General features: G+C 62.5%; 13 protein-coding genes. 8 read left to right on the top strand and 5 right to left on the bottom strand.

All coding sequences use genetic code 11. The features are described from left to right. Positions 1-81 precede the first annotated feature (81 nt). Complete coding sequence (locus QP415_RS09555) at positions 82-453, top strand: Eco29kI family restriction endonuclease (RefSeq protein ID WP_285099832.1); 372 nt, start codon at positions 82-84, stop codon at positions 451-453. Positions 454-577: 124 nt separating this feature from the next. Here the strand turns inward: QP415_RS09555 and QP415_RS09550 are convergent, their stop codons facing one another. The 5 genes from QP415_RS09550 to QP415_RS09530 all read right to left on the bottom strand — a co-directional run bounded on the left by QP415_RS09550 (position 578) and on the right by QP415_RS09530 (position 6,982). Then, positions 578-1,675 carry a DUF262 domain-containing protein gene (locus QP415_RS09550; RefSeq protein WP_285099831.1) on the bottom strand — a complete coding sequence of 366 codons (1,098 nt, stop codon included), beginning with the start codon at positions 1,673-1,675 and terminating at the stop codon, positions 578-580. Continuing rightward, positions 1,672-2,463 carry an FRG domain-containing protein gene (locus QP415_RS09545; RefSeq protein WP_016460441.1) on the bottom strand — a complete coding sequence of 264 codons (792 nt, stop codon included), beginning with the start codon at positions 2,461-2,463 and terminating at the stop codon, positions 1,672-1,674. The genes QP415_RS09550 and QP415_RS09545 overlap by 4 nt, the downstream gene beginning before the upstream one ends. A gap of 266 nt (positions 2,464-2,729) precedes the next feature. Beyond that, entirely contained in the window at positions 2,730-3,185 is a 456-nt protein-coding gene (locus tag QP415_RS09540) for a GNAT family N-acetyltransferase (RefSeq protein ID WP_285099829.1), read from the bottom strand. Positions 3,186-3,372: 187 nt separating this feature from the next. Then, entirely contained in the window at positions 3,373-4,530 is a 1,158-nt protein-coding gene (locus QP415_RS09535) for a methyltransferase (protein WP_285099828.1), read from the bottom strand. A gap of 79 nt (positions 4,531-4,609) precedes the next feature. After that, a complete protein-coding gene (locus QP415_RS09530) occupies positions 4,610-6,982 on the bottom strand; it encodes an alpha-L-fucosidase (RefSeq protein ID WP_285099827.1) in 2,373 nt (790 codons plus the stop codon). Between the two features lie 469 nt (positions 6,983-7,451). Between QP415_RS09530 and dnaK the strand changes: the two genes are divergently transcribed. The 7 genes from dnaK to QP415_RS09495 all read left to right on the top strand — a co-directional run bounded on the left by dnaK (position 7,452) and on the right by QP415_RS09495 (position 15,056). After that, positions 7,452-9,287 carry a molecular chaperone DnaK gene (gene dnaK / locus QP415_RS09525; RefSeq protein ID WP_016460437.1) on the top strand — a complete coding sequence of 612 codons (1,836 nt, stop codon included), beginning with the start codon at positions 7,452-7,454 and terminating at the stop codon, positions 9,285-9,287. Continuing rightward, on the top strand, positions 9,284-9,940 hold the full coding sequence (locus QP415_RS09520; RefSeq protein WP_048675005.1) for a nucleotide exchange factor GrpE: 657 nt from the start codon (positions 9,284-9,286) through the stop codon (positions 9,938-9,940). The genes dnaK and QP415_RS09520 overlap by 4 nt, the downstream gene beginning before the upstream one ends. 42 nt (positions 9,941-9,982) lie before the next feature. After that, positions 9,983-11,032, top strand: a complete 1,050-nt coding sequence (locus tag QP415_RS09515) for a J domain-containing protein (RefSeq protein ID WP_285099826.1) — start codon at positions 9,983-9,985, stop codon at positions 11,030-11,032. Positions 11,033-11,035: 3 nt separating this feature from the next. After that, positions 11,036-11,590: a heat shock protein transcriptional repressor HspR gene (locus QP415_RS09510; protein ID WP_016460434.1), complete on the top strand. Its 555-nt coding sequence runs from the start codon at positions 11,036-11,038 to the stop codon at positions 11,588-11,590. A gap of 657 nt (positions 11,591-12,247) precedes the next feature. After that, positions 12,248-13,558: a Mur ligase family protein gene (locus tag QP415_RS09505; RefSeq protein WP_193393917.1), complete on the top strand. Its 1,311-nt coding sequence runs from the start codon at positions 12,248-12,250 to the stop codon at positions 13,556-13,558. Further along, entirely contained in the window at positions 13,555-14,295 is a 741-nt protein-coding gene (locus QP415_RS09500; RefSeq protein ID WP_285099824.1) for a type 1 glutamine amidotransferase, read from the top strand. Before QP415_RS09505 ends, QP415_RS09500 begins: the two co-directional genes overlap by 4 nt. A gap of 77 nt (positions 14,296-14,372) precedes the next feature. Next, a complete protein-coding gene (locus QP415_RS09495) occupies positions 14,373-15,056 on the top strand; it encodes a hypothetical protein (RefSeq protein ID WP_016460431.1) in 684 nt (227 codons plus the stop codon). Positions 15,057-15,088: the final 32 nt, after the last annotated feature.

The following is a 15,088-nucleotide window of genomic DNA, read 5'->3' as shown; positions in this document are numbered from 1 at the left end:
GGAACCCACACTCCAACTCAGCGCATAACCCACCCCGAAGGACACAAAACGATTACACCACTCCACAGGACTTGACCAGGAATTGAGCTTGCAACGCAGACGACAGCGCTGACGAAGCGTCTCAAAGACCATAGGAAGAGTATTGAGGCAGCGATAAACCTGAATATCGAAGACTTCTCTGCACGTTGGCTTGTGATGGAGGACGTATGGATCGCCTTGGGAGAATCAGCGATGATTCGTAGGCACCAGCCGGTGTGGAATGCGCGCATTGATGGATTCGGAAATCATGCACCCGGGCGCGGACGTGCGAAGGGCGCTAGACCACAGTGGGACACATTGCATCCCGGAAGGGCGTGGGCGGAGGCCCTTCCCTCGGCACTGAAAAGTGCTGACGAACTGCTGCAAGATGTGCAGGAATACTTAGATTATCGCCTACGATCTCTTGTTTATTAAGGTATCGCAAGTCTCAACATTTGAGTCAACTATGGATCATCATTGATATAAATTTCGAAATGAACGTGTATCACACGTGATGTTTGATAGAAGATTATGAATGTAGATAGGTGTTCATGTTCGCCTACTCTAAATTAAGGTCACGTGCCCAAGGTCCGTCAGGATTTAGGAGATATGCCTTAAGAATAAGAGATCGTTGAGTTAAAGGAATGCCATCGTTTGAAGACTGTACGCGTTCATTGTATTTACGCAAATAGACCGACTCGGGTGTGTCGGTGGTCAATACGTCTTCTTTGTCGATTCGTCGTTGTTCTGTCCTGAGAATTTCAAAACGTTCAATGGTGTCTCGCGAGTAATCGTAATCAGCTTCGCGGAAACAGAGATAGTAGACAACCAAGGAGCCAATAGAGCCGAGAAGGCGATCTTCATCATCAAAACATTCGGTCATTTTATCGAGTGTCGAATGTGCGGCTTGTGTTGCTTCTGAGAGATAGGTAGCAGTGTATGGCTCTTTTCCTTCTTTGCTTTGCTTGAAAACCTTTTTAAGCGTGCCTGCCTTGAGATCTTGCAGTGTGCCTTTGTGTTTGAGTTGTAGTTCGATAGTAATAAACTTTGTTGCAAGCTCGCGATACTTATATCTAAAGTTCTTGATTGGGCACTTACGTTCAAAAAATTCGTGTGTAGCGAGTTCGTTACTGAGATCTCGCATAGGGCCACCAATGGCGTTACGCGCCTCTGCTGCGTTTAGGCTTGTTGAGGAGTTGAGTCGCTCGAACATTTCTTCAATCTCGTCGGTCGTTTCGGCTTCGACAACGATTGTTGGGATAATAAAGGTGTCAAACTTTCTTGCGATTAGTGGGTACGTGTTACGTATCTCGGATAGTTTCATTCCGTTCATTTTTATGCTTCGGTCGGCGAAGAAAATGAAGTCATCTGAAAGTTTAATCTTGTCATCGGCAAATTCGAGAATCGCAGTCAGGCGCTGTTGGCCGTCAAGGACGGACCAGTGTTCCCGTCGTTTGGTGCCGGGACGAGGTACTGACTCTATGAATATACTTGGAATTAAATAGCCGTTGATGATTGAGTCAATGAATACAGTTTTCTGTCTATTTGTCCAGACGTTATTGTCTCTTTGGTACACCGGGTGGAGATTGAACTCGTCTTTAAGGCGATAGAAGTCCGACACTTTAAATCCGTCAAGTCGATCGGTTTTGATTGTCATTTTGCGTCTCCTGATATGTGTTTGGCTGCGCGGTCCAAGTCTCTGTAGATTGCAAACTCAGAAATTCCCAGAAGCCCAAGCTCCTCAAGAATCTCCTGCTTATATTCTCCAGGAATGAGAAGCTTTTCGGCAATTGTGTTTAAGTTGAGGTTTTCGGCACCTGCTGCTGCTGGATTGGGATGTACGGTAAATGTTCCTGACTGGAAAACAATTCGTTCAAACAGCATTGGTGCGCGAACAGCGATCGGGATTTGTCGATAGGGTGGTTCTGATTGTTGGTGCGGATAGTATGAATCTAATGTCTTGTCGGATGCTTGTAGTAGCCGCGGGTAGAATTCCGTTCTTTGTTCGCCTGGTGGTAACTCCTGGTTAGCAATTTGATTCAGCTCTTTTGGATCGATTATGAATAGGGCGCCATCTGGAGTTGTTTCTTCGTCCATCTTGGTCGGATATAAAGCGTCTTGGCATGCGAAATAGAGTGGAATTAACGGTTGTGTCGACCAATCAAGAAGGCGAGTTGGGAGTGTGTGGTGTTGTGCCAGTGTTAGCCATCCCCACTTATCCAGTTGAATCTGTGTTACCTTACCAGCCGCGTGCTGTTGAAATTGAATTAGAATATCGCACTCATTTTTGTCGCCGTTAATTCCCCGATGTATCCCAGGTTCGAGACCCCATTCTGCGTCTGATTGGCCCCGATACCATGCTTCACTATTGCGGAAGCGAATTTTTTTGTCTTTTAGGATCTGAATCAAATCGCTGACTGATTTGATTTTTTCGCATTCTGGCATCTGAGCTCCTTTGCTCATGTGGTTCTGGGGGCTGACGGAAAGAGCTATTTGTGCATAGTTTAGATGATATTCCTTAGTTTGGGGCGCATTTCCCTGGGATTGATGTTGCTCTCTGTGTATATGTTGGCGTTTGCTGTGTTGCCGCCCGCCCACGCATCATGCGGGGGCGGGCGGCAACATAATGAATGCTCGGGACGCAAGCAGCAACAAGCAACGCAATCACGGCAAACGACACGAAGGCCGTGAGCAGTGCAAGCGCCGCGCGCTCACTTCTTCTCGAGCGTCACGCGGTACACGTTGGTCTCGCGCAGCTGGAAGCCGGCGCGCTGGTAGAGGCGGTTCGCGGCCTCGCGCGAGGGGCGCGAGGTGAGGTCGACGGTGCGCGCGCCGATCTTCTGGGCGTGCTCAATCGCGGCGACGACGAGGGCCTGGCCGGCACCCTGGCCGCGGGCGGCCTCGTCGACGACGACGTCCTCGACCCACGCGCGCACGCCCGTGGGGATCTCGAAGGTTGCCAGCGACAGCATGCCGAGGATCGGGTGGTTGCCTTCGGCGTCAGCTGCGTCGGAGCGGAACACGAAGAGGTGCACGCCGGACTGGGAGAGGAAGCGCTGCACGTCGGCCTCACTCATGGGGGCGGCGGAGCGGGACAGCTGGGGGATCAGGCGCCCCATGGCCTCGTGGATTTCGGGTGTGGCGGCGGTGATGAGTTCGACGGTCATGTTTCTCCTAACGTTAGGTCCAATTGTAACGGCACGGGGCAGTGAACCAGCGTGATTGGCTGATATACGGGATGTGTGACCGCCGGTGATGAGCGATAGATGAGAGTGACTTTGGCCGAATGCGAGGGGCCTTCGCCGTGCTGGCGTCGCACCTGGTCTAGTGCGAGGCCGGGGTGTGCCGCCCGGCCTACGCGCGCTCGAGGAGGAGGGCGACCTCGGCGTGGGTCGTGTGCGGGAACATGTCGAAGATGCGGCCCTCGATGGGGCGCAGGGAGGGCATGGCCGCCAGGTCCTTCGCGAGCGACGCGGGGTTGCAGGAGGAGTAGATGACGCGGGGCGCGTCGCACTCGTTGAGGTAGGCGGCCAGGTCGGCGCCGATGCCTCGACGCGGCGGGTTCACGACGATGACGTCGGGTACGTCCTCGGGCGACTGGGTGCGCGCCCACGAGGTCGCGTCGTCTGCGATAAAGGATGCAGCTGACCGCGACAGGCCTGCGTGGCGTGCGGCGCTGATCGCCGACGAGATTGCCCCAGACGACACCTCAACGCCGGTGACGCGCGGGAATTCGGCGCGCGCGGCAGCGAGGGCGAAGCCGCCGACGCCGCAGTACAGGTCCCACAGGCTCTCGGGAAGTCGCCCGTCGGCGAAGGGGCGCGAGGCCCACAGCGCGGCCTGCTCGTAGAGGGCGGAGGCGACGGATGCGTTGGTCTGCGCGAAGGAGCGTGGCCCCAGCTCGAGGCCCTCCACGGACAGCGGCAGCGTGCGTGCCCGCGTCAGGATGATCTCGTCGGGGCCCTCGACGATCGCCTCGTGCGTGGGGTGGATGTTCGCGGTGACGACGTGGGCGGTCGGCACGAGGTCGCGCAGCAGCGGCAGCGCCGAGCGGATGTCGGAGACGCGGTCGCGCGTGCGCAGAACGAAGCGGATCATGAGCCGCTGGCCGTCGCCCACGGTGATGAGGATGTTCTTGAGTTCCCCGCGCTTGGTGGGAACGTCGTAGGGCGTCAGGTTCAGGGAACGGATGAAGCGCTTGAGGCCGGGCGTCGCGCGGTTGATGGCGGGGTGTTGGATGGGGCATCCGGGCAGGTCGACGCCGCGCCGGTCGGGCCCGAGGATGCCCAGGGTCGGGCGGCGGCGGGTTCCTCCGACGACGAGCTTCGCGCTCGTGCGAAATCCCTCCTCCGGGGACGAGGCCGGGGCCAGCCAGGCGATTTCGTCGGCTCCTGGGACGGGGGAGAGGGTGGCTGCGACGGCCTCGACCTTGCCGGCGAGCTGACGCTCGTAGGGCTGGGGGAGGAGGGAGCAGGACCGGCAGGTCCCGGCGTCAAAGTGGTCGCAGCGCATCCCCTAAGTGTAAGTGGGGGCGGGGCGTACCGTCAGGTACGCCCAGCCCCAATCTGTGGTGGTTAAGCCCACGCGGTGCTTAGGCCTTGGCCAGGCGCGAGCGGCGGATGAACGCCGTGCCTGCTCCCGCGGCGATCAGCGCGGCTGCCGCGAAGAGCAGCGCGTTGGTGCCGGTGCGGGCCAGGCCGCCCTTGCCGCCCTGTTCGGGGGCGGGGGAGGGGGCTGCGGAGGGCTGGGCGCTCGGAGCGGCGCTCGGGTCCGCGGCAGGTGCGGGAGGCGCGGTGACCGTCAGCGGTGCGGTCGCGGAGACGACCGGCGAGGTGGACTCGGCGACGACCGTGTGGTCTCCGGCCTCGGTGGCGGCGGGGACCGTCACCTCGGAGGTGAACGCACCGGTCTCGTCCGTGGTGGCCGTACCGACCTCGACGGGCTCAGAGTGCAGCGTGAGAGTCACGGTCGACTCGGGCGCGAAGCCGGTGCCCTTCACGGTGACGGTCTTGCCGGCCTCGACGGTCGACGGCTCGACGGAGAGCGCGGGAGTCGAGAACTTCTCCGCCTTCACGGTGACCGACTTGACGGTCGTGTTCTTGCCGAAGCCCTTCAGGACGTACGCCGGGTTGTCGTACTCGAGGGTGGCGCGAGCGGTCTGGTTCGGGCCGATCGTGAAGGGTCCGACGCCCGCCTTCAGGTCAGCGACGGTCAGGTTCTTGATTGTCTGGCCTGCGACGGTGACCTTGTACTTCGCGTAGGAGTCCGTGAAACCTTCGGTGTCGAAGGAGACGGTCACGCCCGAGGCGACCTTGTCGCCGGAGGTGATGGACGCCGTGAAGCTGGTCTCGCCGGTCTTGGGGGTGGGGGCCTTGAACTTTTCGAGGCTGGTAGCGGGGATCGTGGTCGCCTGCTCGCCGATGGTGGTCAGGCCGGTGGGCACGTAGTTGGGCGTGCCGTTCGTGGTGACCGTGACGACGGGGAGGATCTCGTCGGGCTGTGCGGGCAGGGTGATGACGAGGTCGTTGCCCTCGACCTTGTAGGTCAGAGCCGCGTCGGAGCCGTCGAGCTTCACCGAGGCGATGTCGTTGGCGCCGGCGCCGCGCAGCGTCACCGTGCCGTCGGCCGGCCACTTCTCGATGCCCAGGTAGATGTGGGAGTCATCGACCATGGTCTTACCCCAGGTCTCGATGGGGTAGTGAGTCGGGCGCGAGTTGTTGAGAATTCCGGGGTGTGCGCGGTTCCAGTCGCCGACGCCCTTCAGGACCGAGGCGTCCCACGGGTCGTAGGAGCCGTCGAACTTCGGGCCGACGTTGAAGAGGAACTGACCGCCCAGGGCCACGGTCGAGAACATGTTGCCCACGATCTCGGTGGTCTTGATGTGGGCGCCGCCGGGGGCCTTACGCAGGGCCGTCGTGTTGTCGACCTGCTGGATGTGGTCCCAGTCTTCCTCGGTGTAGTCCGGGTAGCCGGTGTCCTTGTAGGTGGCAGCGGCGTCGTCCCAGTTGGCGTAGCCCCACGACTTGTGGAAGATCGAGACGGCCGACTCCCAGGGGCCCTGGGTCTGCTCGGACTGCATCTCGTTGTCCCAGCCGACCTCGAAGTCTGCGCGGTCGTTGCCGACGCGCGAGTTGATCATGATGTTCGGCTGGAGCTCGTGCGCCCATGTACGCAGCTGGTCGGACTGCTCTTTGTTGGGCTTACCCATGTCGTACCAGAGCTCGGTGATCTCGCCGTACTTGCCGCCGAGGAGTTCCTTGAGCTGAGCATGGATGTAGTCCATGTAGCCCTCTTCGTCCAGGGTGTTGTTGTTCATCCACGGGTTTTCGGGCTGCTTCTCCCAGTCGATGTTGGAGAAGTAGAGGCCGAACTTGATGCCGACCTTCTGGCAGGCCTGCGAGAGTTCGTAGATCGGGTCTCGGTGCGAGGGTGACTGCTTCGTGAAGTTGTAGTCGGTCGTGGCCGTGTCCCACATGGCGAAGCCGTCGTGGTGCTTGGAGGTGATGAGCAGCATCTTCATGCCGCTGTCCTTAGCCTGCTGGCACCACGCGGTCGCGTCGAAGTTGGGGGCCTCGAAGGTCTGGGCGGTGGCCAGGTACTCCTCGCGGGGGATGCCCTGCAGCGGGATTCGCTGATCCCAGGTCTGCTGGTGACCCCATGCCTTGATCTGCTCGGGGTAGCCGACTTCCTGCTTCTGGCCCTTGTACCAGCCTGCGTAGGAGGAGTAGACGCCCCAGTGGATGAACATGGCGTACTTCATGTCCTGCCACTGCGCGACCTTCGCCTCGCCGGAGGCGGGCACGGCCGCGGGGATCGCGTAGCGTGCGTCGTAGGTGGTCTGGGGGGCGGTGGTGCCCGACTGGGCGCCGTCGGCTGCTGGCGTGTCGGCCAAAGCGGGACCTGCCATTCCTAGTGTCAGTAGGCCGGCGAGGAGGCTGCCAGCCAGTCGTTTCGTGATGCGCATCAAGTCTCCATTGATTGACGGGGCTCTCAGTCGTTGAGAGCGTTTCTAGTTTGCCAGAGGTGGGGTGTAGTGCGCCACTTTCGAGTTTTGTAAAAACTTACGACAGACTTTCGCTTGGCTTACGAATGGCTGACGCTGTGCATGTTTCCGCATCAATGAGCCATGTTTGGGCTTGTCATGTCGGGATGGAATAAAAGTCTGAAAAGATAGTTGAGTACATCAGACTCAAGTTTTGAGTGGCTCGTACTGAGGAGGTTTCGGTGAGGGAATAAAATCCAAGCCTCCAAAGTTGAGTACATCAGACTCAGGTTTGAGAGCTACGGGTTGCGGAATAAAAACCCGGCTCCTAAAGTTGAGTACATCAGACTCAAGGATGTGTCGGGAGCTTCCCGGCACCACATAGACCACACAGACCAACGCAAGCCGCTCCGGCAGTGGAGATGGCCTAGCGAATGAAAGGACAACAACCATGGCACGTGCAGTCGGTATCGACCTCGGCACCACCAACTCCGCTATCGCCGTCCTCGAAGGCGGCGAGCCCACCATCATCCCGAACGCTGAAGGCGCTCGTACGACCCCCTCGGTCGTCGCCTTCTCCAAGACCGGCGAGGTCCTGGTTGGCGAGATCGCCAAGCGTCAGGCGGTCACCAACGTTGACCGCACCATCTCCTCCGTCAAGCGCCACATGGGCACCGACTGGACCACGGAGATCGACGGCAAGAAGTACACCGCGCAGGAAATCTCCGCGCGTATCCTCCAGAAGCTGAAGAGGGACGCCGAGGCCTACCTGGGTGAGCCCGTCACCGAGGCCGTCATTACGGTTCCCGCCTACTTCAACGACGCGCAGCGTCAGGCCACCAAGGACGCCGGACAGATCGCCGGCCTCAAGGTCGAGCGCATTGTCAACGAGCCCACCGCCGCGGCCCTGGCCTATGGCCTCGAAAAGGGCAAGGAAGACGAGCTCATCCTGGTCTTCGACCTCGGTGGCGGCACGTTCGACGTGTCCCTCCTCGAGGTGGGCAAGGATGATGACGGCTTCTCCACCATTCAGGTGCGCGCCACCTCCGGTGACAACCACCTGGGCGGCGACGACTGGGATCAGCGCATCGTCAACTGGCTGATCGACCAGGTCAAGGCCAAGACTGGCGCTGACCTGTCCAAGGACGCGGTCGCTCTCCAGCGCCTGAAGGAAGCTGCCGAGCAGGCGAAGAAGGAGCTGTCCTCCGCGACCTCCACGAACATCTCGCTGCAGTACCTGTCCATGACCGCCGATGGCCCCATCCACCTGGATGAGACCCTCACGCGCGCCAAGTTCGAGGAACTGACTGCGGACCTGCTCGAGCGCACCAAGAAGCCCTTCCGTGACGTCATGGCCGAGGCCGGCGTGACCGTCTCCGAGATCGACCACGTCGTTCTCGTTGGTGGTTCCACCCGTATGCCCGCCGTCACCGAGGTTGTCAAGGAGCTGACCGGCGGTCGCGAGCCCAACAAGGGCGTCAACCCCGATGAGGTCGTCGCCGTGGGCGCTGCCCTGCAGGCCGGCGTCATCCAGGGTGACCGTAAGGACGTCCTGCTCATCGACGTGACCCCCCTGTCGCTCGGTATCGAGACCAAGGGTGGCGTCATGACGAAGCTCATCGATCGCAACACCGCGATCCCGACCAAGGCCTCGGAGATCTTCTCCACCGCCGAGGACGGCCAGCCCTCCGTGCTCATCCAGGTCTACCAGGGCGAGCGTGAGTTCGCCCGTGACAACAAGCTGCTCGGCACCTTCGAGCTGTCCGGTATCGCCCCGGCTCCCCGTGGCGTGCCGCAGATCGAGGTCACCTTCGACATCGACGCGAACGGTATCGTTCACGTCTCCGCGAAGGACCGCGGCACCGGCAAGGAGCAGTCGGTGACGATCACCGGCGGTTCCTCCCTGCCCAAGGAGGACATCGACCGCATGGTGCGCGAGGCCGAGGAGCACGCCGCCGAGGACAAGAAGCGCCGCGAAGAGGCCGACGTCCGCAACCAGGCTGAGCAGGCCGTCTACTCGACGGAGAAGCTGCTTAAGGACGAGGCCGACAAGATCTCCGAGGAGACCCGCGAGGCCGTCCAGAAGGATGTCGACGCCGTCAAGGAAGCCCTCAAGGGTGACGACATCGAGGCTGTGAAGACCGCGATGGCGACCCTGTCCGAGTCCGGCATGAAGATTGGCCAGGAGATCTACGCCAAGCAGCAGGCCGACGAGGCCGCCGCGCAGTCCGCTCCTGCCCAGGACGATGTCGTGGACGCCGAGATCGTTGACGAGGACGACAAGTGAGCACCGAGGAAACCAACGGTTTCTCGGCGCCCAACGAAGACGCCAACGTCGCCGGGGCCGACTCTGTCGAGTCGGCCCCGGCCGGCCAGGCGGCCGAGAACAACGACGCCGCACCCGGTGCGGGTGACGCAGCCCAGGCCTCGTCCGAGGCTTCGGCCGACGACATGAGTGCCTTCGAGGATCAGATTGAGGACTCTGACCTCGCCAAGGCCCTCGAGCGCATCGCGGCCGTCGAGGATCAGCTGGCCCGCGCCAACGCGGAGCTGTACAACCAGGGCCAGGAGTACGCCAACTACGTGCGTCGCTCCAAGGAGGCTATTCCCGGTCACAAGACCGCCGGCCAGGACGAGGTTATCGAGTCGCTGATCAGCGTTCTCGACGACATCGCGGCAGCCCGTGCGCACGGCGACCTGGAGGACGGTCCCTTCGCGTCGATCGCCACGAAGCTCGAGGAGACGCTCAAGACGCGCTTCGAGCTGGAGCGCTACGGCGCCGAGGGTGACGATTTCGATCCGGCCCTGCACGACGCCCTGATGGCGACGACCAGCGCGGACGTTGACCATCCCGTCATCGGGCAGGTTCTCACCAGTGGCTACCGCCGCGGAGACCGCGTGGTGCGCGCCGCGAAGGTGCTGGTGAATAACCCTGAATAACAGCGACAACACGCTCGTGACTGAAAGTGAGGTGAAACGCGCGTGAGTGAACAAGAATGGTTCTCGAAGGACTTCTACAAGGTCCTGGGAGTCGATAAGAAAGCGGATAAGAAGGCCATTACGAAGGCCTACCGCAAGCTGGCGCGGCAGTGGCACCCGGATCAGAACCCGGGCGACAAGGCGGCCGAAGCCAAGTTCAAGGAAATTGGCGAGGCATATGCGGTCCTGTCCAACGATGAGGATCGCAAGCGCTACGACGCGATTCGCGCGATGGCCGGCGGTGGAGCTCGATTCTCCGCCGGATCCGGCGGCGCCGGTGGCTTCGAAGATCTCTTCGGCGGCTTCGGCGGCGGCGGTTTTGGGGGCGGCGGCCACAACGTGCGCTTCCAGACCTCCGGCATGCCCGGCGGCGGGGCTGGCTTTGAGGACATCCTCTCCGGCCTCTTCGGCGGTGGCGGCGGTGCGGGCGCGCGCTTCGGGGGCGACCCCTACGGCTCGCCCTTCGGCGCTGGCGCTCACGCCCAGCAGGAGGCACCGACCCCCGAAAAGGGCGGCACGGTGCGCGCGAAGCTGGCCATCTCCTTCCGTCAGGCCCTCAACGGCGCGACGCTGACCATCAAGGTCGGCGGCTCTCCGATCAAGGTCCGCATCCCCGCGGGCATCAAGGACGGCCAGAAGGTGCGCGTCAAGGGCCACGGCAAGCCCGGCACGCACGGCGGTCCCACTGGCGACCTCGAGGTCGCCGTGACCGTCAAGCCGCACCCGGTGTACTCGCGCGAAGGAAACGACCTGGTGGTGACACTGCCGGTGACCGTCTCCGAGGCCATCCTCGGCGCCGTCGTCGACGTGCCCATGATCGATGGCAACACGGCCACGGTCAAGGTGCCCGCAGGGTCCTCCTCGGGTACTGAGATCCGCGTGCGCGGAGGGGGCGTCAAGACCTCCAAGGCGACGGGCGACCTGATCGCTCGCGTGGCCATCCGCGTCCCCGAGAAGCCGAGCCGCGAGCTCAAGAAGCTCGCGAAGGAGCTGGCGGCGGCCGAGGGCGACCTCGACGTGCGCGCCTCCCTCGCCGAGGCCTCGGAGGAGTAAGCGATGGCGAGCACTGGAACGGACGACGCGATTACGTTCGTCATCTCGGTTGCGGCCGAGCTGGCGGGCATGCATCCGCAGACCCTGCGCCAGTACGACCGACTCGGCCTGGTGATCCCCGCCCGTACCAAGGGGCGGGGTCGCCGCTATACGAAGCGCGACGTGCAGCGCCTGCGCGACGTGCAGCGGATGAGCCAGGAGGAGGGCATCAACCTCGCAGGAATCCGACGCATCCTCGAGCTCGAGCGCCGCGTCGAGGCCCTGGAAGAGGAACGGGACGCCCTGCGCGATGCGGTCACGGCCGCTGAAGCCAGGCGTAATCGAGTGTTTGCTGCGTCCGCGGATGGTCAGGTCATGCCGATACGGCGTGGTGAGCGGCCGTGGGATCGCACGTCACGGCGTGCGAATGGCTCCGGTGGCTCCCTCACCGTGTGGAGCCCTGTGCGCGCTCTTGCCGCGCTCGCGGCCGCCCAGACGTCGGCGCGCTCGGAGCTTCCGGCGCCGCCGCGTTCGAAGGCACACGACGTCATCGAAGGGACGATCGTCTCCCAGCGGTAGCATGCATCGTTTCTGATCGGCACGACACTGAGAAGGCTGCATCGTTTCTCAGCGGTGCGACACTGAGGAGGCCGCATCGTTCCTCAGCGGTGCGACACTGCAACATAAAGGACTGCGGGACCCATCCAAAGGATGGGTCCCGCAGCATATTCGATCGAGGATCCGGGGGCACACAGGATCCCCGACCGAAGCCTGGAACAGGCGGCAGGCTTGCGCCCGCTGAACATAGTTTTACCAGGTCACAGCGGGTTTCGGTAGTCGATTTTTGGGGTGTTCGTCGCTTGGGGCAAACGTGCAGGGGGCGCGGAAAAAATGTGCGTCTAATTCGCAACTCTTTTTCTGAAATGCCCTCTGACCTGCACGTTTGTTGATGATGAGGTGTTTTCCTTGAAAATGCTGAGATCTTGGGCTGCTCGGGCGGTGTTGTCGGGCGGCTGAGCGGTCGAAATTAACCGCCGAACAATATCGACGCCGTCACACAGAAATGGCGTATGTAACGTCGATATGCAATGCGTAACTATCTGTGCAGGTTAGGGGCACACCCGCGTGTCGCGCGAGGAAAGACACCCTCTTGATGGTCCCCGGCCTCGTCCTGGTGGGGGAGGTCGATATGCGTCGACGACGCGGCCAGCGCCCCGCATGCGATAACGTGGATGCATGACGAATTCTTCGCATCACCTGTCGGTGCGCTCTCGCCTTGCTACGGCTGCAGGCGGCGCTGCCCGCTTCGCGTCCCGAGCCCTCGGGCGCGGTTCTGGCGGCATGATTGGCGGCGAGGTTGCGCTGCGTATCTCCCCGAAGCTCCTCCGTGAACTGGCTGCCCCCTACTCGTCCGTCATTGTGACCGGCACGAACGGCAAGTCGACGACGACGCGCATGGTGCGTGCGGCGCTCGAAAGCGCCGGTCGCGTCGCCTCGAACATCAACGGCGACAACATGACCTCGGGTGTCCTGACGGCGCTCATGCAGGGCAAGGGCGCGACGCGGGCCGCCCTCGAAGTCGACGAGATGCATGTGCCCGCCGTTGCGGCCGACGTGGATCCGGCCGTGTTCGTTTATCTCAACCTTTCGCGCGACCAGCTCGATCGCGTGGGAGAGATCGGGACGGTCGAGCGTCGCCTGCGTGAGGGGGCCTCGGCTCATCCGGACGCCGTCGTCGTCGCAAACTGCGATGATCCTCTCATCGTCTCGGCTGCCGCCGACAATCCGAACGTTGTGTGGGTCGCAGCCGGTGGAGGCTGGGGTGGCGACTCTGCCGCGTATCCGCGCGGTGGCCGCGTCGTCCGCAGCGGTGACGACTGGCATCTGATCCCCGCATTCGAGGGGGAGGAACTGCCGGAACTGACGAGTCGTCCGCAGCCCGAGTGGTGGCTCGAGGACGTTGAGCTTTCCCCCGAAGGCCCGCGCGCGACGCTGCGCGGACCGGACGGCATCAGCGTCCCCCTTAACCTGCAGCTTCCCGGGCGCGCGAACCTCGGCAATGCCGCGCAGGCGGTCGCCGCGGCCGTCGCGATGGGCATCGACCCAGCCGTCGCAGCCTCGGCCGTCAGCGGGGTTACCGAGGTCGCCGGGCGATACTCCGTGCACGACGTCAACGGGCGCCGCGCCCGCCTCATGCTGGCGAAGAATCCGGCTGGATGGCAGGAAGCCATGACGATGATCGACCCGCGCGTCGACCAGGTTGTCATCGGCGTCAACGGTCAGGTTCCCGACGGCCAGGACCTCTCCTGGCTGTGGGACGTCGACTTTTCCGCCGTCAAGCAGCCCGGCCGCCGCGTCGTCGCCTGTGGTGAGCGCGGTGCCGACCTGGCTGTGCGCCTCGAATACGCGGGTGTGCACTGCGACCTCGTCCCGCTGCCCATGGATGCCTTGGCGCTCTGCGAGCCGGGCCGCGTCGAGATGCTCCTCAACTACACGGCCATGCGCGACTTCAAGGTCCTGCTCGATCGAAAGGAAGGCACGCGATGAGCACCTCCACGCTGCGAATCGGCGTCCTCATGCCCGAGGTGCTGGGCACCTACGGCGACAGCGGAAATGCCCTGATTCTCGCCGAGCGCGCCCGCAGGCGCGGTATCAACGCCGAGGTCGTCCACGTTGGGCTGACTGATGAAATCCCCGACAGCCTCGACATTTACACGCTCGGCGGTGGTGAAGATACCGCTCAGGCGCTCGCTGCCGACAAGTTCCGCCGCACCTCGGGCCTCGCTCGCGCCCTTGATGCCCGGCGCCCGCTCCTGGCGATCTGCGCATCCCTGCAGGTCCTCGGCCACTGGTACGAGGATGCGCGCGGCGCTCGCGTGCCGGGCATGGGTGTCCTCGACATCACGACCGAGCCTCAGGGGCACCGTGCGATCGGCGAACTCGTCTGTGAGCCCGTCCTCGATGGCCTCACCCAGACGCTCACCGGCTTCGAAAACCACGGGGGCGGTACCGTCCTCGGCCCTGACGCCGCCCCGCTGGGACGCGTGCTGTCCGGCGTTGGCAACGGCACGCCTCGCGGCACGACCCCACCCGAGGTGCGCTACGACGGCGCCGTTCAGGGATCCATCATCGCGACCTATATGCACGGCCCTGCTCTCGCGCGTAATCCGGAGCTGGCGGACCTGCTGCTGCAGCGCGCCACGGGGTCTGAGCTCGCGCCCCTTGAAGTCCCGGGCGTCGCCCAACTGCGCGCTGAGCGTCTGCGCATCGTTCACGAGGCCTGATGGGTCTGCGGGAACGCCCGCGCTGAGCCCCCGCGTTGCTATGCTGACACAAACGAATTCCTAGGAAGGCTTTCCTCATGTCGAACCCCAGGCCTTACGGAGTCCCCGGCGAGCAGGGCACCCCCTGGCCGCAGTACGGACAAGATGGTGCGAACGGCGCGATGCCCGCCCAGGGCGCCTATCCGGGTACCGGTTACAGCGGTCCCGCGGTCATGCCCACCATGAAATTGCCCAGTCGAGCCCCCGGCACGATTATGATCGTCGTCGGCCTGCTCATGATGCTCATCGTCGCCCCGGTCATCTTCGCTGTGGTCGCTTTCTCAGGCCTCAACACGGAGACGCCCGAGAATGTTAACGCCGTCAGCATCACCAATGGCGGGACCGTCGAGGTTGGTGCCAACGGGCAGTACACGATCCTCCTCGGCGAGGCTGAGGCAACGTCGTGCACGATGACGGACACGGACGGCGACGTGTACGACATGCACACGTTTGCCGGGGTCAACAACTACTACACGGCCACGGATCTGCCCGCGGGTACCTACCGCATCGACTGTGAGGGTCTGCCTGCGGGAGCCGACATTGCGGGCATGGATGTCAGTGCTGGTGACATCACGAAGTCCAGCACGAACGGCCTCATCTGGTCCACGGTGGTCGGCGTCAGCGGCACGATCATCATGATTATCGGCATCGTGCTGGTGGTGAAAGCCAACGGCAGGCGTCGAGAGATTCAACAGCAGGCGATGATGTCGGCCATCGGCTGACAGCACTCCGTACGCGAGGGGCGAGGCCCCGG

It is taken from the genome of Pauljensenia sp. UMB3104, assembly GCF_030217285.1.
Classification (GTDB): domain Bacteria; phylum Actinomycetota; class Actinomycetes; order Actinomycetales; family Actinomycetaceae; genus Pauljensenia.
The sequence above is the reverse complement of the archived record's forward strand: the minus strand, read 5'-3'. Positions and strand labels throughout refer to the sequence as shown.

Excerpts from the sequence above, each read along its gene's own strand:
- QP415_RS09550 (WP_285099831.1), bottom strand. The coding sequence starts at position 1,675 with ATGACAATCAAAACCGATCGACTTGACGGATTTAAAGTGTCGGACTTC.
- QP415_RS09545 (WP_016460441.1), bottom strand. The coding sequence starts at position 2,463 with ATGCCAGAATGCGAAAAAATCAAATCAGTCAGCGATTTGATTCAGATC.
- QP415_RS09540 (WP_285099829.1), bottom strand. The coding sequence starts at position 3,185 with ATGACCGTCGAACTCATCACCGCCGCCACACCCGAAATCCACGAGGCC.
- QP415_RS09535 (WP_285099828.1), bottom strand. The coding sequence starts at position 4,530 with ATGCGCTGCGACCACTTTGACGCCGGGACCTGCCGGTCCTGCTCCCTC.
- QP415_RS09530 (WP_285099827.1), bottom strand. The coding sequence starts at position 6,982 with ATGCGCATCACGAAACGACTGGCTGGCAGCCTCCTCGCCGGCCTACTG.
- dnaK (WP_016460437.1), top strand. The coding sequence starts at position 7,452 with ATGGCACGTGCAGTCGGTATCGACCTCGGCACCACCAACTCCGCTATC.
- QP415_RS09510 (WP_016460434.1), top strand. The coding sequence starts at position 11,036 with ATGGCGAGCACTGGAACGGACGACGCGATTACGTTCGTCATCTCGGTT.
- QP415_RS09505 (WP_193393917.1), top strand. The coding sequence starts at position 12,248 with ATGACGAATTCTTCGCATCACCTGTCGGTGCGCTCTCGCCTTGCTACG.
- QP415_RS09500 (WP_285099824.1), top strand. The coding sequence starts at position 13,555 with ATGAGCACCTCCACGCTGCGAATCGGCGTCCTCATGCCCGAGGTGCTG.
- QP415_RS09495 (WP_016460431.1), top strand. The coding sequence starts at position 14,373 with ATGTCGAACCCCAGGCCTTACGGAGTCCCCGGCGAGCAGGGCACCCCC.